Source organism: Paraburkholderia sp. J10-1 (assembly GCF_905220165.1).
Taxonomy (GTDB): Bacteria; Pseudomonadota; Gammaproteobacteria; order Burkholderiales; family Burkholderiaceae; genus Paraburkholderia.
This window is the reverse complement of sequence record NZ_CAJMYW010000001.1, coordinates 819,112-843,283: the sequence shown is the minus strand read 5'-3', so window position 1 is coordinate 843,283 and position 24,172 is coordinate 819,112. Positions and strand designations below refer to the sequence as shown.

Below are 24,172 nucleotides of genomic sequence, written 5' to 3'. Positions count from 1 at the left end.
CGTTCGTGCGCGTTCGTGCGCCTTCGTGCGTGTTACCCCGTGCGCCCGGTGCGGAACACCGAAACCGCGGCATTGAGCCGGTGCGCTTCGTTTTCGAGCGACGAAGCCGCGGCCGTTGCCTGCTCAACGAGTGCCGCGTTCTGCTGGGTCACGAGGTCCATCTGGCCAACGGCGATGTTGACCTGATCGATGCCCGTGCTCTGCTCCGCCGCCGCCGATGCGATCTCGTTCATGATCGCGCTCACGCGCGCGATCGCCTCGACGATCTCGCTCATCGTCGAGCCCGAGCGCTCGACGAGGCCCGCGCCGGTTTCCACGCGCGACGTCGACGACTCGATCAGCTCCTTGATCTCCTTGGCCGCCGCGGCGCTGCGCTGCGCGAGCGAGCGCACTTCGCTCGCCACCACCGCGAAGCCGCGCCCTTCCTCGCCCGCGCGCGCCGCTTCCACGGCCGCGTTCAGCGCGAGAATGTTGGTCTGGAACGCAATGGCCTCGATCACACCGACGATCTCGCCCACGCGCCGCGAGTCGCCCACGATGTCCTGCATCGTGCCGACCACTTCGCGCGAGAGCGCACCGCCCTGTGCCGCGAGACCGGAAGCGCCCTCGGCGAGCGTGCTGGCCTGGCGGGCGTTTTCGGCGGTCTGCTTGACGGTGGAGGTCAGTTCCTCGATGCTCGCAGCCGTTTGTTCGAGCGAGGCGGCCTGCTCCTCGGTGCGCTGCGAAAGATCCGTGTTGCCCGCGGCAATCTCGCTCACGCCCTTGTCGATCGACAGCGCGCCTTCGCGCACGCTGCTGACCGTCTTGATGAGCGCATCCTGCATCTGCCGCAATGCAGCCTGCAGGCGGCCCATTTCGTTGTTGCTCGTCGCCTCGACCGTGCCGCTCAGATCGCCCGCGGCGATACGCTGGAACTGCGCGATAGCGGCGTCGACGGGATGCACGATCGCGCGCATGAGCGCGGCGCGGCCAATCCATGCGAGCAGCAACGAGAGCACCATGCCCACGGCCACGGCGATGCTCACTGCATTGAAACGGTCCTGCGCTTCCTGGTAGCGCTGCGCGCCGAGGTCGATCTGGCGCTTCTCGAGCACGAGCATCGCCTTTTCGTAGCTGCCGTAGAGCGACGGCAGCTTGTGGCCCTGCATTTCCTGGAACGCGGTCTTGTCGCCGGCCTTGAGCGCCGCGAGCGCCGGTTCGACGCCGTCGCGCAGGAAGCTGTTGCGCTTGGCCTGCATGTCGGCGATGAGATCCTGCGCCTCGCCTTCGCCGCTCGCAATCGACAGATAGTGGTCAAGACGCTCGTTCGAGTTCTTCAGGTACTGGTCGTAGCGTTTGAGCACCGCGTCGGCGGCGTCGTGGTCGCCGAGTTCGGAAAGCGAGGCGTTGGTGGCGAGCGCGAGGCGCAAACGCAGCAGCTGGCCGGCACTGCCTTCGAGGTCCGCGACGGCCGGCGTATCGACGGTGTACATCGTGCGCAGCGACTCGTTGCCCGCTCGCATCGACAGCAGTCCTGTGGCGGCCCCGCCAATCAGGACGATGCCGAAGAAGGCGATCATCAGCGTCAGGCTGGCGCGTATTGACAGCTTGTGAAGCATTCCTGGTCTCTCTCCGTGGGGCGCGCAGCACTGGAGGCCACGCGTGTCCCAGTCGTTTTCATCGAATGTTCCGGCGCGCTTACCCAGTGCAGCCCGGTCGTGCGGGCTGTTTAAGCGTCCAGTACATAACAACGGCAGGAGAGGTTGCGAACTTTATGGTTCGCCGCAAAGAAGTACGACCGTTAGCAACACTTCGTATTACAGACCGAAATACGGGATGCCTGCGAGTCAATGCGCATCACGCGCTGACCGCTTCCCCGCCCGCCTCGCCCTCGTCCATCGGCACGAGATAGCGCAGCACGTCGCGCCAGCTCACGATGCCCACGGGCCGGAATTCGGCATCGACGATGGGAATGCACGAAATCTTGTTGGCGAGAAAGAGGGCCACAGCTTCGGAAAGGGTCGACTCGGGCCGCAGCGTAAGCGGCTTCCGGCTCATGATCTGGTGCACGCGCTTGTTAAGCGTGCCGAGGTCGCGCGCGGATTCGACCACGCTGTCGATGAACGGGCTGATTGCGCGCAGCAGGTCGCGGTCGGAGACGACGCCTTGCAGCTTGCCGTCTTCGACCACGAGCAGATGGTGAAAGCTCGCCTCCGTGAAGATCTCGCGCACCGTTGCGAGCGTCTCGTCGAAACCGACGGTGACGACACGGCTCGTCATGAATTTCTCTACTTGCATACCTTCCAGACCTGAGTGGGTTCGACGTCCCGAGCCAGTCTATGCCCTGCGCAATGGACTGCGGATTCCGGCGGCGGCTCGGGGCTTCAGCCCGTTATATCGACCGCGCGCGCGGAAATCTTCAGTCTGGAAAGGGGCGCGCCCCACAGGTTTCACGCGTTTGTCATGCTTCGAGCGCGAGCGTCGCGAAGGTGGCGAGCCAGTGCTCACCCATATAGTCGCCGGCCACGTGGTCGAGCGCGCTGGCCAGATGCACTTGCGCGGCATCGTTGAGCACAGCAACGCGAGCGTCGCCGGCGGGCAGTGCGCGTGCGAGCGAGCGCTGGCACCACGCGCGGCTCAGGTTGAGCCCGTCGAGGTGGGCGATCTTGCCGTCGCTGCGGTCCGTCACGGTCGCCGGCGTAAAGAGCGTGGCGGGATCTTGCGCCGCGAGATTGGGCAAGAAGCGCGTGAACCACGGCTCGAACTGCGGCGCGCGCAGTACGCGGCTCATCAGCAAGGCGACGCTCAGTGCGGGCGAGAGGAATTCATCGCCGCCCGGTTCCCACGCCTGGCAGCCCGCGTCGTTCGCGTGCCAGCGCGTAGCCGTGTCTTCAATCAGCGTCACCAACGCCGGGCGCGACGTGGCCTTCGCGAAGTCATACGCGAGCGTGAGCGCGAACGCCGTGTTGAAGTGCGTGCCCACGCGCAGCGGATACGTCGCCTTCGGCAGAAACTCCTCGAAGCGCTCGACGAACCACTCGGTGAGCGGCGCCAGCGCCGCCTTCCAGCGCGCGGCCTGCGGCAGTTTCAGCGCGTCGACCTGCGCCGCGAGCGCCAGCAGCCACGCCCAGCCATAAGGCCGCTCGAAGCCGCGGTTGTGCGCGAGCGTGAGGTAGGCCATTTCGCCCGCCATTTTCTCCGGCGTGAAGTGCTCGTCGACCACGGCGACGATCTGCGCCGCCTCGGGCAAGTCGGGAAAGCGCTCCAGCAGATGCAGCACGAGCCAGTAGCCGTGCACGCACGAATGCCAGTCGTAGCTGCCATAAAACACCGGGTGCAGCGCGCGCGGGCCCTGCACGTCCTGCGGGCCTTCGAGCGAGTGCGTCAGCTTGTTCGGATACTCGCGCGTGAGGTGGGCGAGCGCGAGCGAGGCGAACTTCGAGGCGTGGGCGGCGGTGAGGTGTGGGGTCATCGTGAACTCGTCAGAACCGGAAAACGAAGGCGTACATCAGCAGCGTGTTGACGACGAGAAGCAGCACGGCGGTCGGCCATTGCGCCTTGATCACGCCGTTCTTGTCGCTCAATTCGAGCAGCGCTGCCGGGACGATGTTGAAGTTCGCGGCCATGGGCGTCATGAGCGTGCCGCAGAAGCCCGAGAGCATGCCGATCGCGCCGAGAATCGCGGGGTTGCCGTGGAACTGATGCACGATCAACGGCAGGCCGATGCCCGCGGTCATCACCGGAAAGGCCGCAAAGGCGTTGCCCATGATCATCGTGAAGAGGGCCATGCCGAAAGTGTAGGCGGCCACGACCGCGAACGCCGAGTTTTGCGGAATCCAGTTCGTGACGAGTTCGGACACCACGTGGCCCACGCCCGCCGCCGCGAACAGCGCGCCGAGCGCCGCGAGCATCTGCGGCAGGATGGCGGCCCAGCCCACGGCGTCCATGGTGTGCCGTGCGCCCTTGAGCGCGTGCACGGGCGAATCGCGCAACATGACGAGCGCCGCGCCGAAGGCCACGAGCGTGGCGATTACGAGCGAGATCAGCGTGACGTTCTTCGCCTCGACGAAGGGCGCGTACTTGAGCGTGAGCGTGCCGACGAGCGTGATCACGGGAATCAGCAGCGCGGGAATGAAGAGCCGGCTGCCGAAGCGCCCCGCCCCTTGTTCGCGGCGCGCCTGGGCCGTGGCGTTGTCATTGCCCGCGGGGCTGCGGCCGAGCTTGCCGGAGCCCGCGATCAAGGCGAGCGCGATGGCAAGGCAGCCCATCACGAAATGCGGCAGCACGCCGCCGAACAGGAACGTCACGGCATAGACGCCCCAGAACACGAAGTTGACGACACGGCGCGGGTTCGCGCGGTCGAGCAGGTTAAAGAGGGCGAACGACGCGAACATCAGACCCGCGACGATATAAAGCGATTCGAGCTTGATCACGATGCGGCTCCCTGGCGGCTTGCTGCGCCCGGCGCATTGGCCGCGCCGAGGCGCCGCGAGAGATTGTGATCGAGCAGCTTCAGGCGCACGCAGTGAATGAGGAGCGCCGCGAACGCGGTGGGAATCGCCCAGACCGAGACTTGCAGCGGCTGAACGATGATGCCGTTCTGCTCCAGAAAGCCCTTGATGAGCAGGATCGACTGGATCGCGATGAAGATGTCTTCGCCGAAGAACACGGCGATGTTGTCAACGGCCGAGGCGTTCGCGCGGATCTGTTGGCGCACCGCGTCGGGTACGTCGCCGTAACGCTGCGTGGCGGCACCTTCGGCCATGGGCGCGATGAGCGGACGCACCATCTGCGCGTGGCCGCCCAGCGACGTGAGGCCGAGTGCGGCCGTGATCTGGCGGATCACGAAGTAGAGCATCAGCACGCGGCCGGTGGTGGCGGCGTGCACGCGCGAAATGAGGTTTTTTGCCTGCTCGCGCAGGCCGTTGCGCTCGAGCAGCGCGATCACGGGCAACGTGAGCCAGACAAGGCCCATGTAGCGGTTATCGGCAAACGCCTTGCCGAAAGCGCTGACGATCTCGACCGTATGCAGGCCGCCCGCAAGCCCCGTTGCAATACCCGCCGCGGTCACGACGAGCAGCGCGTTCAGGCGCAATGCAAAGCCGATCACCACGATCGGCACCCCTATCAGAACCAGCATCTCTCCTCCGCCTTGTGTCTTTGCGCCGGACTCGTGACGCCGGCCGCGCGGGCGCGCTTCCCCGTTGCGCCCGATTCAGGCCAGGAATCTATCACGACAATTTATCGACAAATAGTCGATAAAGTCTTTTTAGGGGAAGTCCCTGGGCCAAATGCGCTATCTGGAAGCGGAGTGAGGCCGCCGCAGGGCGGCGCTGGTCCGGGGCGGGCGGACTAGGCGGTTAGTTGCATCTGCATATGATGGATCGGAGTGCCTGTGCGCGTCTCAGCGCGACCGCATGGGATGCGTCAGGTATCCAGATCGAAGGCGTGTTGACCGTTTGCCGCTTGCGGCGCGTCGTGGAACGACAACTCAAAGCCGATGCGCTCGCCGCTGCGCACCCGGCTGATGGCGTGCCGAAGGTTCACACGGTAGTAACCGCTGCTGCCTTTGAATGGCCGCTGGGCCGTGGCGATGATCGCCGCGTCGCCCAGGCCAAGCGGAACGACTGTCGGGCGCGACTGCATGCGCGGGCGCTGCTCCGTCAACACCAGTTCGCCGCCCGTGAAGTCTTTCCCCGGCGCCGCGAGCAAGGCGACCACTTGCAGCGGAAAGACATGCTCTCCTTCGCTGCGTTGATGCAGCGCCAGATAGTCGTCGGCGCGCAGTTGATTCAAATGCGATTGCGACTGCGTTTGCCCTGCTCGCCGGTTGTGCTCGAGAAATGCAGTCAGTTCAATCGGAAATCGATAAGGCATGCCAAGGATCTCGTTCCAGCGATTCGCGAGAGGCGCTAGTTGGCGATAGAGGTCCGCACGCCAATGCGCCCAAGGCTGCGGCAAAGCGGCGTCGAAATACAGCAGATCGCCGCAACCGAGATCGAGCGAATCGAGCGACACGCGGCGCAATGCGCTCGATGCGCTGGCCTCGCGCGCAAGCACACGGGCTTCGTCCGCGCCAAAGAGTCGAGGCAGTGCCGCATAACCTTCGCTATCCAGTTGCGCGGCGATCGCACGCCAATCCATTGCGTCGATCATGTCAAAACCCCGGGAGTGTTGCCGTTCGCGGAACTTCGCGCGTAGCGGGAATCGCCTTCTCGTGTTCGAGCAGCCAACGCTTGCGATGAAGGCCCCACGCGTAGCCTTTCAACTCGCCGTTGCTGGCAATCACGCGATGGCACGGCACGACGATCGCGATGGGATTCGCGCCATTCGCCGCACCGATGTCGATTGCCGCGCGCGGATCGTCGAATCCCAGCGCTTTCGCGAGCTTGCCGTAGCTCGTGGTCGTGCCAGCCGGAATGCGACGCAACGCGGCCCAGACCTTTTCTTCCAGATCCGAACCCGCCATGACGACCGGTAGCGCATCGAGCGCGCCCAATTCGCCGGAGAAATAGCGCGCCATGGCGTCCGTTATCAAAGACGGCGCGGCAGCGTCGATCAATTCGGCGCTGCCGTAACGTTCGCGCAAACCACGATGCAGGCGCGAGCGGTGATCGGAGAATTCGAGCGCGTGCAACCGGTGCTGCGCATCGCTCACCAGCATGAGATCGCCAGGCGGCGACTCGATATGGCCAAGAAACAATTGCATGATGCAGTCCTTCGCGTTCTGCGCGCACTAACGTGAATCGTGAAAAATCAGGCCGACGGTATGACGCTTCCCACTGCGCACCACGCTCACGCCGTGGCGCATGGCGACCTTGCGCGTACCGCCGCGCCGGTTCGCCGCCGGCCGCTGGTTGACGGTGAACAGCACCGCGTCGCCCTGCTCAAGCGATATCACTTCCGCACATTGGCCGTTCGAAGCGCTCTGCGTCATCACGAACTCGCCGCCCTCGAAGTCAACGCCGGGCCGCGAGAGCAGCATCGCCATCTGCAGCGGAAACACATGTTCGCCGTAGAGATCCTGGTGCAGGCAGTTGTAGTCGCCTGGGCCGTATTCGAGGATGAGCGGCGTTGGGCGTGTCTGGCCTGCGCGGTGGCATTGGTCGAGAAACGTATCGAGGTTGGCCGGATACTGCGTGTCGATCCCCAGTCGCTTGTTCCATCGATTGGCGATAGGCGCGAGGTGCGGATAGATCGCCTGCCGCAACCGCTGCAACAACGACGGCAGTGGATACGAAAAATACTTGTATTCCCCGCGCCCGAAGTTGTGACGCGCCATCACGATGCGCGAGCGGAAGCCATCGTCGCTCGGGTATAGCGCGGCGAGTTGCGTGCACTGCACGGGCCTGAGCACACGGGGCAAAACGGCGTAACCGTGCGCATCGAGCGATCGCTCGATCTCGACCCAATCGTAAGTGCCGGATTCCGGCTTGTCCGCCCTCATGGCTGCGGTTTTCATCGCTCCGTTTCCTCATGTCGCGACGGCTATTCTCGCCGACATCGTATACGGGCCTACGATACGCCGACGCAACACGTGTTCCGATCCGAATGTTGCGCTCTAATTCCGCGCGCGCCGCCACGTGAATCGCGCTCGAACGTCACGGCAAGAAACGGGTATCTGCTCGGGTTGCTGCTCGATATTGTGCGTTTCAGGCGAAGCAATCCCGCTTCACCATGAATCGAAATCAGCAAGGAGTCGAACATGTCGATGCAAGAGGACAACAAGGCGATCGTTGGCCGCTGGTTCACGAGTTTCTGGGGCGAAACCTGCCACCTGGATATCGTCGACGAACTGGCCGCGCCGGACATGCTGCTCAAGTATTCGCTGCACGAGCCGCGCCGCGGCCGCGAGGACATCAAGGCGTTCATGAGCGGCTTTCGCACGGCGTTCCCCAATCTGAACTTCTGGGGTGCAGCCGACCTCATCGCCGAGGGCGAATTCGTCGTGGGTCAGTGGGAAGGCGGCGGCACGCATTCGGGCCCGGCGTTCGGGGACTTTCTCGCGGGAGCGTTGCCGGCGGCGAGCGGCCGCAAGATGCATTTCACCGGCACGACGGTGTTGCGCCTGAAGAACGGAAAGATCGTGGAAGAGATCGGACTGGACGACGGCGTAACGGCGCTCACACAGCTCGGGCTCATCAAGCCGGCCTGACTGCGCCGCTAACGGCGCGTACCTGGGCGGCTCATGCGCACTGCGTCACGACGTTGGAGTGCGCATCGAGCCACACGGGAATCGCATCGAGCTTCGCGCCTGCGCACGGACCTTCGATGCACTGCCCGTCTTCAAAGCGAAACAACGCACTATGATGCGCGCACATGATCACTTGCGCGCGATACGTTGGCACACGGCCTGGCTCGTAGTCGAGCGGCACCGAGAAGTGCGGGCAGCGGTTTGCGTACGCCCACACTTCGCCGGCACGCCGCACGACGACGACCGGCCGCCCTGCCAGCGCGGCGTCGATCACGCGCGCGCCGCCATCGGGCACATCGTCGAGGCAACACAGGCTCACCGTCTGCATGACTCACACTCGTTGCTCAGGATTGCCAAGATTCCAGTCCCACGGGCGAATCTCGACACGTTCGAACAAACCCGCCAGCGTATAGGGATCGTCGCGCACGAAGCGCACTACGTCGTCGTATCCTTCCGCCTCGATCACGAGCAGCGTGCCGTTGAGCGCGTTGCAATGCGGCGCGAGCGTCGAACCGCCCAGCCTCACGAACACGCCGCGCTGCGCGGCGGCGCGCAGATACGTGCGATGCCCCGCGCGCTCGCGCTCGCGCACTTCGCGCATGCCGGGCTTGTCGGTGGCGAATACCGCGTAGTAGCGCGTGTGTGGTCTCATGCGCGCTCCAGCACGAAGTCGTAGCGCGCCTCGCGAAAGCCGCGCTCGAAGCCAAACTGCTGCGCGGTCGCGTCGCCCACCACGTGCTCGCGATAGTCCACGAGCAGCGAGGGCTTCACGCCGAACACGGCATCCGAGTCCAGATACGGGTCGTTCTGGTTGAACAGGTGTGTCACGAGCGTGCTGTGGTCCGGCGCCGTAATCATGAAGTGCAGATGCGCGGGTCGCCACGGATGCCGCCCGGTGGCGTTGAGCATGCGGCCCACCGGACCGTCGGTCGGAATCGGGTAGCACACCGGCACGATGGTGCGGATCGCGTAGCGGCCTTCGGCGTCGGTGCGATAACGGCCGCGCAGGTTGCCGTGCGGCTGCGCGGTGTCCTGCCCCGAGTACATGCCGTTGTCCGCCGTCTGCCACACGTCGAGCAGCGCGTTCGCCACGGGCTTGCCGTCGGTCGTCAGCACGCGGCCATGCACGAGCGCCGGCGTGCCCGGGGTGAACGCCATGTTCTCGCCATAGGCGCGTTCCGGCATGCCGTCGATATAGAACGGGCCGAACACGGTCGTATCAGTCGCACCGGAAGCGTAGCGGTGATTGATCGCGTCGACGAGCATCGACACGCCAAGCGTGTCGGAAAGCAGGATGAATTCCTGGCGCACGACGTCGTCGCACATCTGGCCGGTTTCGGTCAGGAAGCGGATCGCGGCAAACCACTCCGCCTCGGTCGGCTCGACTTCACGCACGTAAGCATGCAAATGCCGCACGAGGCTTTGCATCAGCGTGCGCAGGCGCCCGTCGGGTGTGTTCGCGAACCGGGCCACGACCTGTTCGGTCAAGGCGCGTTCGGCCTCGGTGCCATGCATCGACATGGTTGTCTCCTTTCCTCTGTTTTGTGCGCCACGCGCGCGGCTAGCGCGGCGCCGCGCCTTCCCACGCCCGTTGCAGCAGCGCGCGGATCGCCTCGCGCTCCAGCGGACGCGGATTGGGATAGGCATTCGTACATGCGAGATCGGCGGCTTCGTCGAGGCCTGCTTCGGGCATGCCGATTTCCTTGAGCGACAGTGCAATGCCAAGCGATTCGTTCAATGCGTAGAGCCGCGGACCGGCTTCGTCCGCATGCGCGCCGCCGAGCGCCCGCGCCACGCGCTCGATGGCCTGTGGCGCAGCCGCGTGGTTGTAGTGCGCCGTATGCGGCAGCATGACCGCGTGCGTTTGCGCGTGCGGCAGGTTGAAGGTGCCGCCTAGCGTGTGGCAGAGCTTGTGATGCAGCGCCATGCCCACCGCGCCGAGACAAGTGCCCGCGAGCCACGCGCCGTAGAGCGCGCGACTGCGCATCGGCGCGTCGTCCGGGCGACGCACGACAACCGGCAGCGCTTCACCCAGCGCGCGAATCGATTCCTCGGCCATCAGGCTGATTACCGGGTTCGCGTCCTCGGCATAGAGCGCTTCTACCGCATGCGCCATGGCGTTCACACCCGAGGCCGCCGAAATACCGGCCGGCAGCGAGACCGTGAGCGACGGGTCGTAGATCACCGTGCGCGGCAGGACGCGCAGGTCGCGCCCGGTCTTTTTCAGGCGCCCTTCGGTGAGGCCGTAGATGGGTGTCATCTCCGAGCCCGCATAGGTAGTGGGCACAGCGACGATCGGCAGCGACGATTCGAGCGCGATGGCCTTGCCAAGGCCGATGGTCGAGCCGCCGCCCACGGCCACGCAGCACTGCGCGTCCAGCGCCGCCGCCTGTTCGCGTGCGGCCCGCGCGACTTCCACCGGCACGTGCATGACCGCTTGCGCGTGGACGCCGGCGGCGCGCTCGCCAAGCAGGCGCGCGACTTCTTCCGCGAGCGGACGCTGCTCGGGCGTCGAGAGGATCAACGCGCGGCGCGCGCCTAGCCGGTCCACTTCCTCGGGCAAGCGCGCGAGGTTGCCCCAGCCGAACACCACGCGCGACGGCAAGCCCTGATAGACGAAGCGATCCATACGTGCCTCAACGCTTGAAGTGCGGGGGCACCTGCGCGTCCACGTTGACCCACACCGAGCGGGCCTCCGTGTAGTCGTGCATCGCCTCGAAGCCCATTTCGCGGCCGTAGCCCGATTGACCGACGCCGCCGAACGGGCTGCCCGGATTCACGCGCTTGTAGCAGTTCACCCAGCACATCCCCGCGTGAATCTTGCCCGCCATGCTGTGCGCGCGCGACAGGTCGCGCGTCCACAGGCCGCTGCCAAGCCCGTACTCGGTTCCGTTGGCAATGGCGAGCGCCTCCTCGTCGGACTTGAAGCGCAGCACGGTCACGAACGGGCCGAACACCTCTTCCTGTGCGATACGATCGTCCGCCGTCTTCGCCTCGATCACCGTCGGGCGCACGTAGTAGCCGTTGGCGAGTGCGGGGTCCTGCGGCGAGGTTCCGCCCGTGAGCACGCGCCCGCCCTGCTCGCGCGCCACATCCACGAATGCCTTCACACGCTCCAGGTGTTGCAGCGAGGTGAGCGGCCCCATTTCTGTTTCGGAATCCAAAGGATTTCCCACACGAATCGAGGTGGCGAGCGCCACGAAGCGTTCGAGAAATTCGTCGGCGATACGCTCGTGCAGCACCAAACGCGAACCGGCAATGCACGCCTGGCCCTGGTTGTGGAAGATCGCCCAGGCGGCGCCGTTGATGGCGGCGTCGAGATTGGCGTCGTCGAACACGATATTGGCGCCCTTGCCGCCGAGTTCGAGCTGGACGCGCTTCAGGTTCCCCTTCGAGGCCTCCACAATGCGCCGCCCCGTAGCCGTCGATCCGGTGAAAGCGATCTTGCCCACGCCCTCGTGCTCCGCGAGCCGCTGCCCGGCCGTATGGCCATAGCCCGGCACGATGTTGACGACACCCGCGGGAAAGCCGACTTCCGCCATCAGTTCGACAATGCGCAGCGTGGAAAGCGGCGTGATTTCCGAGGGCTTCAGCACGACCGTGTTGCCGGCTGCGAGCGCCGGGCCCATCTTCCAGCTCGTGAACATGAGCGGAAAATTCCACGGCACGATTTGACCCACCACGCCAATGGGCGCGCGCTGCACGTAGTTGAGAAAGCCTGTTTCAACGGGAATGACCGAGCCCTGGAGCTTGTCGGCCATGCCGCCGAAATAGCGGAAGCACGCCGCCGTGCGCGGCACGTCGAGCGCGCGCGAATCGCGAATCGGGTGCCCCGTGTCGAGCGATTCCAGTTGCGCAAGCTCTTCACCGTTCGCTTCGATGGCGTCGGCCAGACGCAGCAGCAGCCGGCCACGCTCGGCGGCGGGTATCGCGGCCCACTGGGGGAAAGCGCGCGTGGCGGCGGCCACAGCCAGATCGATATCAGCGGCGGTGGCGGCGGCGATCTTCGTGATCAACGAGCCGTCGTGCGGGTTCAGCACGTCGATCGTGCCGCCTTCGACGGCGTCAACGAATCGGCCGTCGATGAACAATTGCGTTTGCATGAGTCAATCCTCGATTAATGCTTAGGCATGCTGCATAACTTCGCGGCGCTTTCAGAAGTCGACCGGATACGGCTTGAGATCGCCGCTCTCGTAGCGCTTGGGCAGGTCCGCGGTCGCGTTCTCCCACACGAGCAGCATCGAGCGCTTGGTCGAATAGCCCTGATGGCGGATATCGGCGGGCATGGCGCAGATGTCGCCCGCGCGCATGGTGATACGGGCGCGCGGCGCGCCGGTGTTCTTGTCGCCGATGTCCCAGACGATTTCGTCGGAAAGCTGCAGGAACCATTCCACGCGGTCGTTGCCGTGGAAAACCGGCAGGATGTATTCCTCCGTGGTCGGGCAAAACAGGCTCTGCCCGCATACCGAAGTGACCGAGGGGTTCCACGTCACGTCCGAGCGCGAGAGGTACTTGAAGAGGTTGAACGCGTGCAACTCGCCTTCGAAGCCGGGCTCGGCGTGCACTTCGGGGTTGTCCTGAGGCACGTCGGCGAAGGCGCGGTTCACCGGCAGGTCGTCGCGCAGCGGCGAGTCGCCTTCGAGGCCCGGCATGCGGCGCGTGGCGATGCGCGTGCGCTCGATTGCGGCGTCGTTCTCGCCATGCTTGCGGCCGAATGCGGTGCCGGTTTCCTCGGGCGCGGCGAACGGGTCGAAGCCTTCGTTGGTCCAGTCGTGCAGGATCGCCTTGAAGGTCGCCATGATGGTGGGCGTTTCGAAGGTCTCGATATAGTCCACGCCGGCTTCCTTCATGATGCCGTTGAACGAACCGGCGTAGACGTCCACCTTGCCGTAGTGATTGCGCGTGCCGAACACGTGATCGAAATTCACCCAGCCGTAGAAGAAGCCCCACGCCACGTCGCGCATCATCGCGCGCAGGAAGGCGTCGGCGGGAATGGCGTGCGTGCGGGTCTGCCCTTTCGCAGGCCACAGTACCTTCACGAAGTATTCGTCGCGTGTGAATTCGAACGCGCCAAGCGTGTAGCGGCGATAGCCGGTCACGGCGTCGGGCTCGCTCGCGCGTACGGTGTCGGCGGCAAAACCTGCGGAGTGGTCGAGGGTTTCGAGGGTGGCCATTTGTGTCTCCAGTCGTCTCTAGTGATGGGTTGGCGCGTGTTTTCAGTGCAGGCAGATATCTGCCCACTTCTGCACGGACAGTTCACCGACCATGGTCTGCACGAGCGCCACGCCAGCCTTCTGCGCGCTGAAGCGATACGCGCAGCCCGCCGGCAGCAGCGCCTGGTGTCCGCGGCGCAGCACCACGTGGCCCATCTTGCGGCCTGCGGGTTGCTCGCCCGCGTCGACCGTGCCCGTAGCGCCCTTGGGCGGCGTATCGAGCTTGATGAAGTCGATGCGCACTTCACCATCCATCAGAATCACGAACTCGTCGTGTGCGCAGGCGAACCAGCGCGACTGTCCCTGCGTGCGCAGCACCTCGATCACGTATTCGAGGTTCTTGCCGACCACGACCTTTTCAAAGGGCGCCGAGTTTGCAGCGACTTCGAAGACGTTCGAGAAAACATAGTGGCGGGCGTCGCCGCTCGTGATTTCGATCTCGCCCTTGCGGTACTGCTCGAGCGAGCCGAAGAGGGTGTGGAACGACGAATCGGTCATGGCTGTCTCCTGTTTTGGAAGGTGTCGTTGGAAACAACTTTAGGAGCGCTGCACGGCGGCCACAACCGGCGGCCAGGCGACTACGGCATTCGCGTTTCGCAAATAATCGCGGCAGGCAAATCCAGCGGCCCGCCGCGAGCGCTAGCGCACCCAGCCGCGCTCGATCAACGGCACGTCCCATGCGGGCTCGGGGCCCAGATATTCGGCGAGAAATTCGACAAGCGCCTTCACTTTCAGGGCCTGGCGCTGCGTGGAGGGATACACGGCGGCGAAGCTCAACGCCGAGAGGTGGTAGTCGGTGAGGATCGGCACGAGCGAGCCGTTCAGGAGCGCCTCGCTCGCCACGAGCGTAGGCAGGCACACCACGCCGCCGCCCGTGAGCGCGTAGTCGCGCAGCAAATGCACGGAGTTCGAGCGGATCATGCCGGGCAATTCCATCTCCACGACTTCGTCGCCGCGCGTCATCGTCCAGCGGTTGCGCGAGGGATAACCCGAATAGAGCGCCGTGGTGTGCTGCAGCAATTCGCGGGGATGCTGCGGCGCGCCATGCTCCTCCACATAAGCGGGCGTGGCGCAGAAGAGCCGCCGCACGGAAAAGAGCCGCCGCTCGATCAGCGAATCGGAAATAGGCGGGAAGATCTGGAAAGCGACGTCGAAGCCTTCTTCGATCGGATCGACCACGCGGTCATTGACGATCACATCGAGCTGAATGCCGGGATAGCGGCGATTGAACTCGGCAAGCGGCGCGCCGAAATGGCCCAGCGCGAAGCCCGGCAGTATCTGGATGCGCAGCCTGCCCGTTGGCGTGGCGCGCAGTTCGCGCATCTGGTCGGTCAGCTCGTTCACGCGCCCCACCACCTCGGCGCATTCACGATAAAACGCCTCCCCGACTTCGGAGAGGCGCACGTGCCGCGTGCTGCGATGAAAGAGCGGTGCGTTGACGAACTTCTCCAGTTGCTGGATGCGGTTCGTCACGACCGAACTGGTAACGCCGAGTTGCCGGGCCGCTTCCGCGAAACTGCTCGTTTCCGCGACGCGCACAAAAGCCTCGATGCTCAGGAATCGATCCATGCTCCTCTCTTCTTTATGGGTTCGCGCCCTCCCAGTATAGGGCCCGCTTCCCGTCGGCCATGCCGCTGCTTCACGAGCGGCATGGCAAGAGTGGGCGAAGTGGACGGCGCGCTTCGCCTACTCGGCCTGCCCCGCCGCGGGCAATGGCGCGGCGGCGGCAACCGTCTCGCTGCGCCGCAGCTTCGCGGGCGCGGTTTCCTTGAGCAAGAGGCTCACCAGGACACCGAGCAAAACTGCGCCAATCGGCAGCCACAAAATATTCTGGATACCGAAATGCGCGGCAACGAATCCTGCAAGCGCGGGCGCCACGCCACCTCCGAATATTTCGCCCGCGCCTACCACGAGGCCAATCGAAGTCGACACCATGCCGGCCGGCGCGGCTTCGGTGGCAACGGGTCCCGAGAGCAGCGAAACGAGGCCCAGCGTGAAGAAGGAAGCCGCGAACAGCACCGCGAAGAGTTCGAGCGGCTGTGCACCGAGACCACGAAACACGATCAGCATGACAGCGGTGCCCACGAAGCCGAGAATGCTCGCCATGCGCCGGCCCAGCAGATCCGAAAGACCCGGCAAGCCGAACTGTCCGACGAAACCGCCAAAGCCGATCGCCGAGGCCACGATGCCCATGCGCTGCGTGTCGAGCGACAGATACTGCGTGAGGTAGAGCGGCAGCATGGCGCCAAGCACGAACACGCCCGTCATGGCGCAGAAGAGCGCGACCATGGCCACGGGAATGTTGCGGCTGCGGATCACGTCGCGCCAGTGGCCGCGTTCGGCCTTTGCCGCGTGCGCGCCTGCGCCGGGCGACGAGGCGCCTTGCGGTTCCCGGATCACGCGATACATCAGCAGGCCGAGAATGAGGCCCGGCACCGAGACGAGCGCGAACACCCAGCGCCAGCTCATCACCCCCAGCAACTGCGTGGCGATGATCGGCGCGAGCGCAAGCCCGAACAGCGCGAAGCCGCTTTGCTGGAGCCCGAGATTGAAGCCGCGGCGCTTCGGGTGCGAGGCATCGGCCGTGGCGGCGAAGCTCGTTGGGCAAAACGAGCCTTCGGCCACGCCCATCAGTGCGCGCACGGCCAGGAGGCTGGCAAAACCGCCTGCGATGCCGGAGAAGCCCGAAAGCAACGAGAACGCGATGATCGCCGGAATCAGCACCTTGCGCCGCCCGACCTTGTCGGACAGGCCGCCCATGACCGCCGCGAACAAGCCCCACGACAGGCCGAGTATGCCGATGCAGTTGCCGACATCCTGCGCATTGAGGTTGAGGTCTTTCATGATGGACGGGAACAGCGGCGCGATCAGCCAGCGGTCGAGGCCCACGAGGCCAAAGCCCAGTGCCAGCAGCGTCACGGCCTTCCATTCGTAGGCCGTATCCCATGTGTTCGGTTTCATCTCTGTCTCCTTGGGCCGGCCGGATGCCGCGCCACACGCTCATGTTCGAAAACGGTGTGCGACGCGAGGTGTCACGCTGCAGGCTTGCAGGACGCCATCGACATCGACGCCGCAAAGATAGTCGCAAGCGAGGCGTAATCAGTACCGGATAACGCCCGAATACGTCATTTGCGAATCGCGAACAATCGGGCGCGCAAGGCCGGCGGCCAAGGCTGAAGGGAGGCTGCGACAGGAACGCGCCACGCGTGGTAGCGCGGCGCGCCCACCCCAGGAGAAGTACGGGTAGACGCTCGCGCCTGCGCCGGGCGGTATGCCAGTGCAGACGCCCAATACGTCTAAGGCATAGCCGCGCTCACGCCTTGCGCAAGTGCTCGGTATGCATGTCGCTCAAGCGGTTGAGCAGAATGCCGTAGCCGGTCAAATGCCCGAGATAGACGCTCGTAAACACACCCGTGGCGGGGAGCGTCTCGACCAGCGCATGTAGTTCCTCGCGCGCGAGCGGCGCCACGAGAAGACCCGGGCGTTCCACCCGCAGGTCGGCCTGTGAAGCCAGTTGCCGGTGCACGTCCACCAGGCGCGCGAGCCCACGCCGGTACGCGTCCTTCCATTGCGCGTCCAGCGCCTCGTATTGCGCGTTGAACGTGTCGAGCGTTTCGAGAAAGCCGACGATCGAATCGAATAGCTCGTGGTAGCACGAGAACAGCGGCAGCCGATCGCGGTTGCGCTTCAGATGCGGCGACACCCACGACTGCTCCAGGTCCGACTTGAGCAGATCGTGCGCCTGCTTCAGATTGCTGCTCGACACCCGCAGTGCGGCCGTCGCTGATTTCAGCTTTGCACGGTCCAGCGTTTTCGTTGCGACCTCGGTGAGCAACGCTTCGGCCTGCGCGTTGCCGTCGTTGACGAGCGTATTCGCCCAGAAGCCGTGATCGGGCGGAAACGCAATCTGCTGGATGATGAAACCGAGCAGCATGCCGAGCACCACGCCAATCAAACGCTGCTCCAGCAACGGTATGTGCTCGCCCGTGTACAGCACGAGCGTCATGGGCACGGTAACGCTCGTCATCTGGAACACCGAAGGCCTGATGCGCACGATCGTGAAGATCACGAGCGGCAGCAGGATCACCCCGAGCCACAAATGCGGCGCGGTCAGCCAGATCAGCAGCGTGCCGATCGGCATTGCCACGAGGTTCGACATCACGCGCTTGTAGAAGTAGCCGCGCGCCGCCGAGATGGAACTGCCGAGCGCGAGCGTGAGCATGGCCGAACCCGAGAGCGCGACCGCCGCTTCGGGATATCCGCACGCGTACGGAACGCCGAAGCCGATCCACATGCCGAGCGTGAGCTTCGTGTATTTCGCGAGTTCGGAGAGGGAAAAGCGGGCGAGCGCACGGCGAAACGGCGTGAGCGGTTTGTGGGCGTAGGAGATCGAAGCCATGGATGCCAGCGGTCGTGTCAGGCGGAGCGCCAATGTTAACGCGATTGACGCGAGTGTTCCGGCACTCAGTGCATTGACCAATCAATCCGGATTATTTTGCCGCCCGGATTTTCTTTCCGATTTGTCAGATAAAAGATCGGCGCCTTGCGCGGATGGCCGCCGCAAAAGGCTCTGCGGGCCGCCGTGCGCAAGTCGCATTCCTTCCGAATTATTTCCCATTTCTTTCGAGTTTTTTTCATTTACCGTCATGTCCAACGGATGAAGTTCGCATTACGAACCCGCTTTTTGCGAACGTCTCCGCATCCCTCAAGCACTGGGGTCTGCCCATGACGACAACAACGAAGGTCTCCATTTGCCTGCCGACGTACAACCGGCCTGAACTGCTCGTTCGCTGCATCGAATCGTGCCTCATGCAAACGCATGCGAACATCGAGATCGTGATCGGCGACGACTCGAGCGACGACCGCACGGCGCAACTGGTCGCCTCGCGTTACGGCAACGACCCGCGCATCGCCTACCGGCGCAACGTGCCCGCGCTCGGCCAGGCGCCCAACGTGGCCAGCCTCTTCGAGCGCGCGAGCGGAGACAAGATCCTCCTGATCCACGACGACGACTACCTGCTCGTGCACTGCATCGAGAAGCTGCTTGCGCAGTGGGAGCGCTACCCGGATCTCGAAGTCGCGTTCGGCGATCAATACGAAACCGACCATGACGGGCGCATCATGCACGCGGCCAGCGAGCGCATGAACATCGCTTATCACCGTACGGCCAGCGCGGCGGGCCTGCAAAACCCGCCGGGCCGCGTGGGCATCGTGCAGATGTTCCCCAACAACGGCTGGCTCGCGAATGCGGCACTCGTCAAGCGCATCGGCTACGATGACCGCTACGGCACCTGCTGCGACTACGTGTTCGGCACGCAGCTTTGTCTCGCCGCAAAACGTGTGTGCTACGTGAACGAATACGTCTCGTGCTATCGCATCACCGATGTTTCGGTTTCCCAGGCAACACGCACGAGCATCAATGCGTCGTCGATCTCGGCGTGGCGCTTTCTCAACGGCCTCGCGCTGCCGCGCGAACTCGAACCGGCCCGCAAGCTCGCCATGCGCCGGCTCGTGCCGATCGTGGTCTCGCTGCTCGCGCGCAATCGCGAAGCGCGCGCCGGGCTGCAGCTCGCGCTCGGCAATCTCTACGCGTACCGCTTCGGCTTCAGCCCGCGCCTTTACTACCATCTGCTGATGATCTGGAAGGCCACGCGGCGGCCCGGCACTGAGTCCGTCGCCCTGTTGGCCATCAAGGACGAGCCAGGCGTGGATACTTCCCGAACGCGCATGCCGTAACGCGCGTTTCACGCCGTGAACAGCGGCCGCAGGTCGGCGACGTTCGCGACGTGCTCCAGCGCGTTGATCCGCTCGATCAGTTGCGCGGTTTTTTGCTGGCCGAGCACCGGCTCCATGAGATCGCGCGCCTTCTCGTTCACCTGCGCGACGCTCAGTGGGTTCTCTTTCGTGCCGGGCGGAAAGCGCGTGTAGTGGCTCACGGTGCGCCCGTCCGTCAACGTCACTTCGACGATGCCGCCGCGCGGCGCGGCCGGGTCGCTCAGCTTCGGGTCCGCAGCGACACTCACCTTCGCGCGCTGCGCCAGGATCTGCGGGTCGCGCATGAGCGCGGCGTCGTGGCTGTCCGCGAACGACACCGCGCCCTTCACGAGCGCCAGCGCCACCATGTGCTGGCAGTTGACGTCGGGCATCGCGCTGTCACCGACAATGCCGATGGCGTCGGGCGGCACCTTCACCGCCACTGTTCGCACGTTGTCCGGCGTGAGCTGATATTGCCGCCGCAGCGTGAGCAATGCGTCGAGCGGGGATTGAATCGGATAGCCCACCGAATACGTCTTGATCGCCGTTTCGGTCACGAAGAAGCGGCTGCCGAGCTGGTCGATCATCGCCGGGGGCTGCGGCTTCGTGGAGAGCGCAATGAAGAGATTGTGCGTGCCGTCGAGCACGTCGGCCACGCCGGTCATGCCCGACTGCACCATGGTTGCCGCCATCACGCCATTGCGCGCGCCCATACCCGCGAAATCGAACGCCTTTTCGATGTGATCGCGGTCCTTCACCCAACTCCACAGCCCAGAAACCTGTTGCGCCGCGTAAGAGATCGCGTAACGCGTCTGGCGTTCGTCGAGCCGTGCAAGCGCAGCGGCCGCACCAAGCGCGCCGAACGTCGAGGCCGTGCCTTCCGCACTGCGATGTGTCGCGCGCACGAGGTCCGGGCCGAGCGCCATGAGAAGCCGGCACGCGGTGTCGTAACCCAGCGCGACGGCACGCACGAACGCCGCGCCCGATGCGCCCTGTGCTTCGCCTAGCGCGAGCGCGGCGGGCACCGTGGAGCAGCCGGGGTGCGCCTTCGTGACGGGCTCGAAGTCGTCGGTCTCGTCGGAGTGCGCGCACATGGCGTTGGCGAGCGCGGCGTTCACGGCGCTCGTGCGCAGGTCCGAGCCAACGACCGAAGCCTGGGGTGCGCCGCCAAGCGAACGGACGTATTGCGTCGCCAGCATGCCGGGTCGCATGCGGGAACCCGACACCATCGCGCCGATGGTATCGAGTATGTGGTTCTTGCATTCGATCAGCACGGCGTCGGGTAACGGCTTGTCGAGCGCGGCGACGATGTAGCGCGCGAGTTGCGCGGTGATGCCGGTGTCGTCGGGCGATGACGAAGGCGATACGTCGGCGGCAAATGCGTGCTTTGCGCCGAGGACAGGCAGCATGCTGTACGCCGCGGCGCACTGAAGCATGCGGCGGCGCGATGGCGAAGGCGTTATTGGCATCTTTATCCGTTCGGAATCCGTATTGATATCGTTCTGCTAGCTGCGGCTCATGCCGTAATGGCGCCCGCGTCGAAACGATAGGCCATGAGCGCGGCCAGCCCGCGCCGTCCGTCTATCGAAGCCGCCGCGCTCGTAAAGCCGTGCTTCGCGAGCAAGGCCGCTTCGATGGCGTCGGCGGCCGCCTTGCCGGTCTCCAGCGCGCCCATGACTTCGCCCACGTTGCGTGCAAGCCCTGCGGCCTGCGTGGCGGCAATGCCGAGCGCGTGGCGCGTGCGCAGCGCGTCGAGCCCGAGAAGACGCGCTGCCGCGAGCGTCGCCCCCACAATCCCGAGCGACGCGGCCACGTTCCAGCGCGCGCGAAACGCTTCGTCGTCCAAGGCGGCCCCCAGCCGCGCCGAAGCGCGCGTACCGACCGCGACGGCAGCGGCGATGTCCTCATCGGCGGCCTCGAGAGACTCGCCCAGCGCAAGCGCTGCCGCAATGACGGGCGTGGCGGTCGAACCGGCATCCAGCGGGGCGAGCGCAGCGCCGAACTGCCACGCGCGCGAGCGCGCGTCGGCGGCCTGGCCAAGCATTTCGCTCAGCGGACTGGCATTGCGGGGCTGCGCAGCGCAGCGGCGCGCGTTGGCCACCGCGCTGCGCGCGGCCTCGAGTTCGCGTGCGCCGGGCCGCGCGACGGCAAGCGCCACGAATGCGTCGGCAACGGCGGAGTGAGCGGCGGGGTTATGCATGAACCAGATCCTTGTTAGGCGTGCACAGGGCGAAGAACGCATCGAGACCGGCGGCGCGCTCCACGTTCTCAACGGCAGCGGCAATACGATCCGCCGCGCCTGCGCCAAGTCGCGGGTCGATCAGCAAGCGCACCTTGTCGCGCAGTTCCTCGTCAGTCAGGGGTCGCGCGAGACTGCCGCGCGCGTGCTCGACGTGATGCGCGACAACGCTGCCGTCGTGAAGCCGCGCCTCGATATACACCTCGTCGCGGTTCACGGCGGCGTCGGGCACAAGCGTTGTTTTCGCGCGCAGCGTCTTCACGTCGTCGCGCGTCACGCGGCTGTCCTCGTACTGCGCGAGCCCCACCTGGCCGTCGCACAGCGCGGCGGCCACGCCATGGATCGCGCTGAAACGTGCCTGCAGGCCGTCATGCGGCTGCGGATTGCCCATCAGCTCGGGCACGAGCGGATGGCAGCGCAACACGATCGCGTCGACTGAAGCGGCATCCGCAATGCGGCCCGCAATCGCGAGGCCCGCGTCGATGGCCGGATGCGCGACGATCCCGCACGGATAGGGCTTATAGGTGTTGAACAGCAGTTCCCAGCGCTCGCCGAACTCGCCGTTCATGCGCTCGAAGTCCACCTTCGTCGAGAGCGATCGCGCGTAGCCTCCCGGCGCTTCGAAAATATCCGCAGCCGCCTGCTGTCCGTACTTCGCGAGCCTTGCTGCGTCGATGCCGTTGGCAGCCGCTTTGCCGGGATGAAACGGCTTGGTCATGGTGCCGAAGGCCTCGCGCTGCCCGATGAACATCGAAGCCGCAATCGATACGGCCTCCTTAAGTTTGGCTTCGTCTAGCCCGAGCAACAGCGCCGCCGTGACTGCGCAGCCAATCACGCCGCACGTGCCCGTGATATGCCAGCCCCGGTCGTAGTGCTCCGGCGAGATTGCCACGCCCACGCGTAATTGCGCCTCGCATCCCAGCGCGAAAGCCGTGAGCGCCTGTGCGCCGGTGGGCCGCATTTGCGGCGCGAGCGCGGTGAGCACCGCGAGCGTGGACGCGGCGGGATGGATGACGGTGGCGAGATGCGTATCGTCGAAATCGTCCAGATGACCGGCGAAGCCGTTCGCCAGCGCGGCGAAATGCACGTCGGTGCGCTCAGTCCGGCCCAGCACGCACGCCTCGAGCGCAGCGCCCAGATCGCGCGCAGCGGCGAGTATCGCCTCCACGCCCGGATGCATGCACGCGCCTATTGTTGTGCCCACAACGTTGATGAACGAACGCTTCGCTTCCTTCAAAACGCCGGCGGGCAACGGACGTTGTGCCAGCCCATACAAGCCCTGCGCGAACGCCGCGGCGATGGAACCCCTCATTGCGACAACTCCTCTAGACGGACACCGTTGGTTTTCGGACCCCACACGCCCACCGCCACGACGATCACGACCATGGCCGACGAAATCAGCAGGAACACGGCGGGCACGCCGTAGTGCTTGAGCAGCGCCGCCACCCAGAAGCCGACAAAGATCGAACTCACGCGGCTCCAGCTGAAGACGAAGCCCACGGCGCGCGCGCGGATGCGCGTGGGATACAGCTCGGCCTGATAGGTGTGGAAAATGCCGATGAGCCAGTTGTTCGCGATCGTGACCGCGCTGCCGAAAAGCAGGATCGGCACCGGGTCGCGCACCTGGCCGAACATCACGCCCGCCACGGCCACGACGATGGCGCAGCCGACCAGCTGCCACTTGCGCTGAAAGCGCTCCGCGCACGCCATGGCGCCAATCGCGCCGAGCGGCGTCGTAATGGCGATCACCATGGTGTAGAGCAGCGAATGCGTGATCGTGATGCCCTTCGAATACAACAGCACCGGCACCCACGCGCCGAAGCCGTACACACCGAAGGTCTGGCAGAAGTTGAAGAGCGAGAGCATCACCGTGCGCTTGAAGTAGCGTCCCTGCCACATCTCGATCCACGCGCCGCGTGCCTGCAGTTGGCTCGCGTCCGGGCCATCGGGCGGTTCGGCGAGCGGCTTGCCGGTTTCGGCGACCACCTTGCGCTCGATCTCGTCGACGATCTGGCGCGCCTCGCTCACGCGCCCTTTGCTCTCCAGCCAGCGCGGCGACTCCGGCAAGCCGTGGCGAATGAACCAGATAAAAACCGCGCCGGCCACGCCGATGATCATCACCCAGCGCCAGCCTTCCATGCCGAGGAAGGTGCGCGGCACGAGCACATAGGAAATCACGGCGACCACGGGCACCGAAGTGAGAATGACGAGGATGCTGAACGCCGTGTAGCGCCCGCGCGCGTCGCGCGGCGTGAGTTCGGAAATGTAAGTGTCGACAGTGATGAGCTGCATGCCGATGCCCACGCCCGCCACGAAGCGCCAGGCGTCCATGCCCAGCGGCGAATGCTGGAAGGCGGCGATGAAGCTCGCCACGGAGTACGTCAGCATGGCAAACGTGAACACCACGCGCCGGCCAAAGCGGTCGGTAATCCCGCCCAGCGCCACGGTGCCGACGAACATGCCCGCGAAGAACGAACCGAGGAAGCTGGCGAAGCCGTTGACGTCGAAGAGGCCGGCGGTGGTGGCGCGGTACAGCCCGCTGTGGATCAGGCCCAGCGAGATATAGGCCGCCATGAACATCTCGTAGAACTCGAACCAGCCGCCCACCGCGATGCGGGCGACGAGCCCGCGAAAGTACCGCGTAGGCGGCAGCCGGTCGAGCCGCGCCGAGACGCTCGCCTCGACGTGCGTTGACCCGGCAATCTCAGTTCCCATGTACATGGCGTCTCCTTGCCTGACGGGCAGCCGATCGGACTTTGTTTTAGTGTCGACAGTATGAGGCAGTATATGGCG

25 protein-coding genes are annotated in these 24,172 nt (G+C 65.2%); 3 read left to right on the top strand and 22 right to left on the bottom strand.

Features of this window, described 5'->3' with window-relative positions; all coding sequences use genetic code 11:
* Positions 1–32 precede the first annotated feature (32 nt).
* From U5A65_RS03700 to U5A65_RS03665, 8 genes are all read right to left on the bottom strand, one after another.
* A complete protein-coding gene (locus U5A65_RS03700; protein WP_321945509.1) occupies positions 33–1,598 on the bottom strand; it encodes a methyl-accepting chemotaxis protein in 1,566 nt (521 codons plus the stop codon).
* A gap of 238 nt (positions 1,599–1,836) precedes the next feature.
* Positions 1,837–2,277 carry a CBS domain-containing protein gene (locus U5A65_RS03695; RefSeq protein WP_321908138.1) on the bottom strand — a complete coding sequence of 147 codons (441 nt, stop codon included), beginning with the start codon at positions 2,275–2,277 and terminating at the stop codon, positions 1,837–1,839.
* Between the two features lie 163 nt (positions 2,278–2,440).
* Entirely contained in the window at positions 2,441–3,451 is a 1,011-nt protein-coding gene (locus U5A65_RS03690; RefSeq protein ID WP_321945508.1) for a DUF2891 domain-containing protein, read from the bottom strand.
* A gap of 10 nt (positions 3,452–3,461) precedes the next feature.
* Complete coding sequence (locus U5A65_RS03685; RefSeq protein WP_321908142.1) at positions 3,462–4,412, bottom strand: DUF979 domain-containing protein; 951 nt, start codon at positions 4,410–4,412, stop codon at positions 3,462–3,464.
* Positions 4,409–5,119: a DUF969 domain-containing protein gene (locus U5A65_RS03680; RefSeq protein ID WP_321908143.1), complete on the bottom strand. Its 711-nt coding sequence runs from the start codon at positions 5,117–5,119 to the stop codon at positions 4,409–4,411. The genes U5A65_RS03685 and U5A65_RS03680 overlap by 4 nt, the downstream gene beginning before the upstream one ends.
* A gap of 287 nt (positions 5,120–5,406) precedes the next feature.
* On the bottom strand, positions 5,407–6,135 hold the full coding sequence (locus tag U5A65_RS03675; RefSeq protein ID WP_321908144.1) for a 2OG-Fe(II) oxygenase: 729 nt from the start codon (positions 6,133–6,135) through the stop codon (positions 5,407–5,409).
* A 1-nt stretch (position 6,136) separates the two neighbouring features.
* Entirely contained in the window at positions 6,137–6,688 is a 552-nt protein-coding gene (locus U5A65_RS03670) for a methylated-DNA--[protein]-cysteine S-methyltransferase (RefSeq protein WP_321945507.1), read from the bottom strand.
* Between the two features lie 27 nt (positions 6,689–6,715).
* Positions 6,716–7,441, bottom strand: coding sequence for a 2OG-Fe(II) oxygenase (locus U5A65_RS03665; protein ID WP_321945506.1), 726 nt, complete (start codon positions 7,439–7,441; stop codon positions 6,716–6,718).
* A gap of 243 nt (positions 7,442–7,684) precedes the next feature.
* Between U5A65_RS03665 and U5A65_RS03660 the strand changes: the two genes are divergently transcribed.
* The gene (locus U5A65_RS03660; RefSeq protein WP_321945505.1) at positions 7,685–8,134 is read left to right on the top strand and encodes an ester cyclase; all 450 of its coding nucleotides are present in this window, start codon (positions 7,685–7,687) and stop codon (positions 8,132–8,134) included.
* Between the two features lie 31 nt (positions 8,135–8,165).
* Here U5A65_RS03660 and U5A65_RS03655 read toward each other — a convergent pair whose 3' ends face one another.
* The 10 genes from U5A65_RS03655 to U5A65_RS03610 all read right to left on the bottom strand — a co-directional run bounded on the left by U5A65_RS03655 (position 8,166) and on the right by U5A65_RS03610 (position 17,785).
* Positions 8,166–8,501: a Rieske (2Fe-2S) protein gene (locus U5A65_RS03655; RefSeq protein ID WP_321934631.1), complete on the bottom strand. Its 336-nt coding sequence runs from the start codon at positions 8,499–8,501 to the stop codon at positions 8,166–8,168.
* 3 nt (positions 8,502–8,504) lie between these two features.
* Complete coding sequence (locus tag U5A65_RS03650; protein WP_321945504.1) at positions 8,505–8,825, bottom strand: YciI family protein; 321 nt, start codon at positions 8,823–8,825, stop codon at positions 8,505–8,507.
* Positions 8,822–9,694 (bottom strand): intradiol ring-cleavage dioxygenase, encoded by an 873-nt coding sequence (locus U5A65_RS03645; protein ID WP_321945503.1) that lies wholly within the window; start codon positions 9,692–9,694, stop codon positions 8,822–8,824. Before U5A65_RS03645 ends, U5A65_RS03650 begins: the two co-directional genes overlap by 4 nt.
* 40 nt (positions 9,695–9,734) lie before the next feature.
* Positions 9,735–10,802, bottom strand: a complete 1,068-nt coding sequence (locus tag U5A65_RS03640) for a maleylacetate reductase (RefSeq protein ID WP_321945502.1) — start codon at positions 10,800–10,802, stop codon at positions 9,735–9,737.
* Between the two features lie 7 nt (positions 10,803–10,809).
* Positions 10,810–12,276 (bottom strand): aldehyde dehydrogenase family protein, encoded by a 1,467-nt coding sequence (locus tag U5A65_RS03635; protein WP_321908154.1) that lies wholly within the window; start codon positions 12,274–12,276, stop codon positions 10,810–10,812.
* Positions 12,277–12,327: 51 nt separating this feature from the next.
* The gene (locus tag U5A65_RS03630) at positions 12,328–13,347 is read right to left on the bottom strand and encodes a hydroxyquinol 1,2-dioxygenase (protein ID WP_321934627.1); all 1,020 of its coding nucleotides are present in this window, start codon (positions 13,345–13,347) and stop codon (positions 12,328–12,330) included.
* A gap of 42 nt (positions 13,348–13,389) precedes the next feature.
* Positions 13,390–13,884, bottom strand: coding sequence for a hydroxyquinol 1,2-dioxygenase (locus U5A65_RS03625; protein ID WP_321908157.1), 495 nt, complete (start codon positions 13,882–13,884; stop codon positions 13,390–13,392).
* 141 nt (positions 13,885–14,025) lie between these two features.
* Positions 14,026–14,955 (bottom strand): LysR family transcriptional regulator, encoded by a 930-nt coding sequence (locus tag U5A65_RS03620; protein ID WP_028204520.1) that lies wholly within the window; start codon positions 14,953–14,955, stop codon positions 14,026–14,028.
* A gap of 117 nt (positions 14,956–15,072) precedes the next feature.
* Positions 15,073–16,347: an MFS transporter gene (locus U5A65_RS03615; protein WP_321945501.1), complete on the bottom strand. Its 1,275-nt coding sequence runs from the start codon at positions 16,345–16,347 to the stop codon at positions 15,073–15,075.
* 352 nt (positions 16,348–16,699) lie between these two features.
* Positions 16,700–17,785, bottom strand: a complete 1,086-nt coding sequence (locus tag U5A65_RS03610; protein WP_321908162.1) for an FUSC family protein — start codon at positions 17,783–17,785, stop codon at positions 16,700–16,702.
* On the opposite strand from U5A65_RS03610, the gene U5A65_RS03605 reads away from it, so the two are divergent.
* Positions 17,784–18,047 (top strand): hypothetical protein, encoded by a 264-nt coding sequence (locus U5A65_RS03605; protein ID WP_321908164.1) that lies wholly within the window; start codon positions 17,784–17,786, stop codon positions 18,045–18,047. The genes U5A65_RS03610 and U5A65_RS03605 overlap by 2 nt on opposite strands.
* 64 nt (positions 18,048–18,111) lie before the next feature.
* On the top strand, positions 18,112–19,122 hold the full coding sequence (locus U5A65_RS03600) for a glycosyltransferase family 2 protein (RefSeq protein WP_321945500.1): 1,011 nt from the start codon (positions 18,112–18,114) through the stop codon (positions 19,120–19,122).
* 8 nt (positions 19,123–19,130) lie between these two features.
* Here the strand turns inward: U5A65_RS03600 and U5A65_RS03595 are convergent, their stop codons facing one another.
* From U5A65_RS03595 to U5A65_RS03580, 4 genes are all read right to left on the bottom strand, one after another.
* Positions 19,131–20,549, bottom strand: coding sequence for an MmgE/PrpD family protein (locus U5A65_RS03595; protein ID WP_321945499.1), 1,419 nt, complete (start codon positions 20,547–20,549; stop codon positions 19,131–19,133).
* 107 nt (positions 20,550–20,656) lie between these two features.
* Positions 20,657–21,340 (bottom strand): MmgE/PrpD family protein, encoded by a 684-nt coding sequence (locus U5A65_RS03590; RefSeq protein ID WP_321945498.1) that lies wholly within the window; start codon positions 21,338–21,340, stop codon positions 20,657–20,659.
* The gene (locus U5A65_RS03585) at positions 21,333–22,691 is read right to left on the bottom strand and encodes an MmgE/PrpD family protein (protein WP_321945497.1); all 1,359 of its coding nucleotides are present in this window, start codon (positions 22,689–22,691) and stop codon (positions 21,333–21,335) included. Before U5A65_RS03585 ends, U5A65_RS03590 begins: the two co-directional genes overlap by 8 nt.
* A complete protein-coding gene (locus U5A65_RS03580; RefSeq protein ID WP_321945496.1) occupies positions 22,688–24,100 on the bottom strand; it encodes an MFS transporter in 1,413 nt (470 codons plus the stop codon). Before U5A65_RS03580 ends, U5A65_RS03585 begins: the two co-directional genes overlap by 4 nt.
* Between the last annotated feature and the right edge of the window lie 72 nt (positions 24,101–24,172).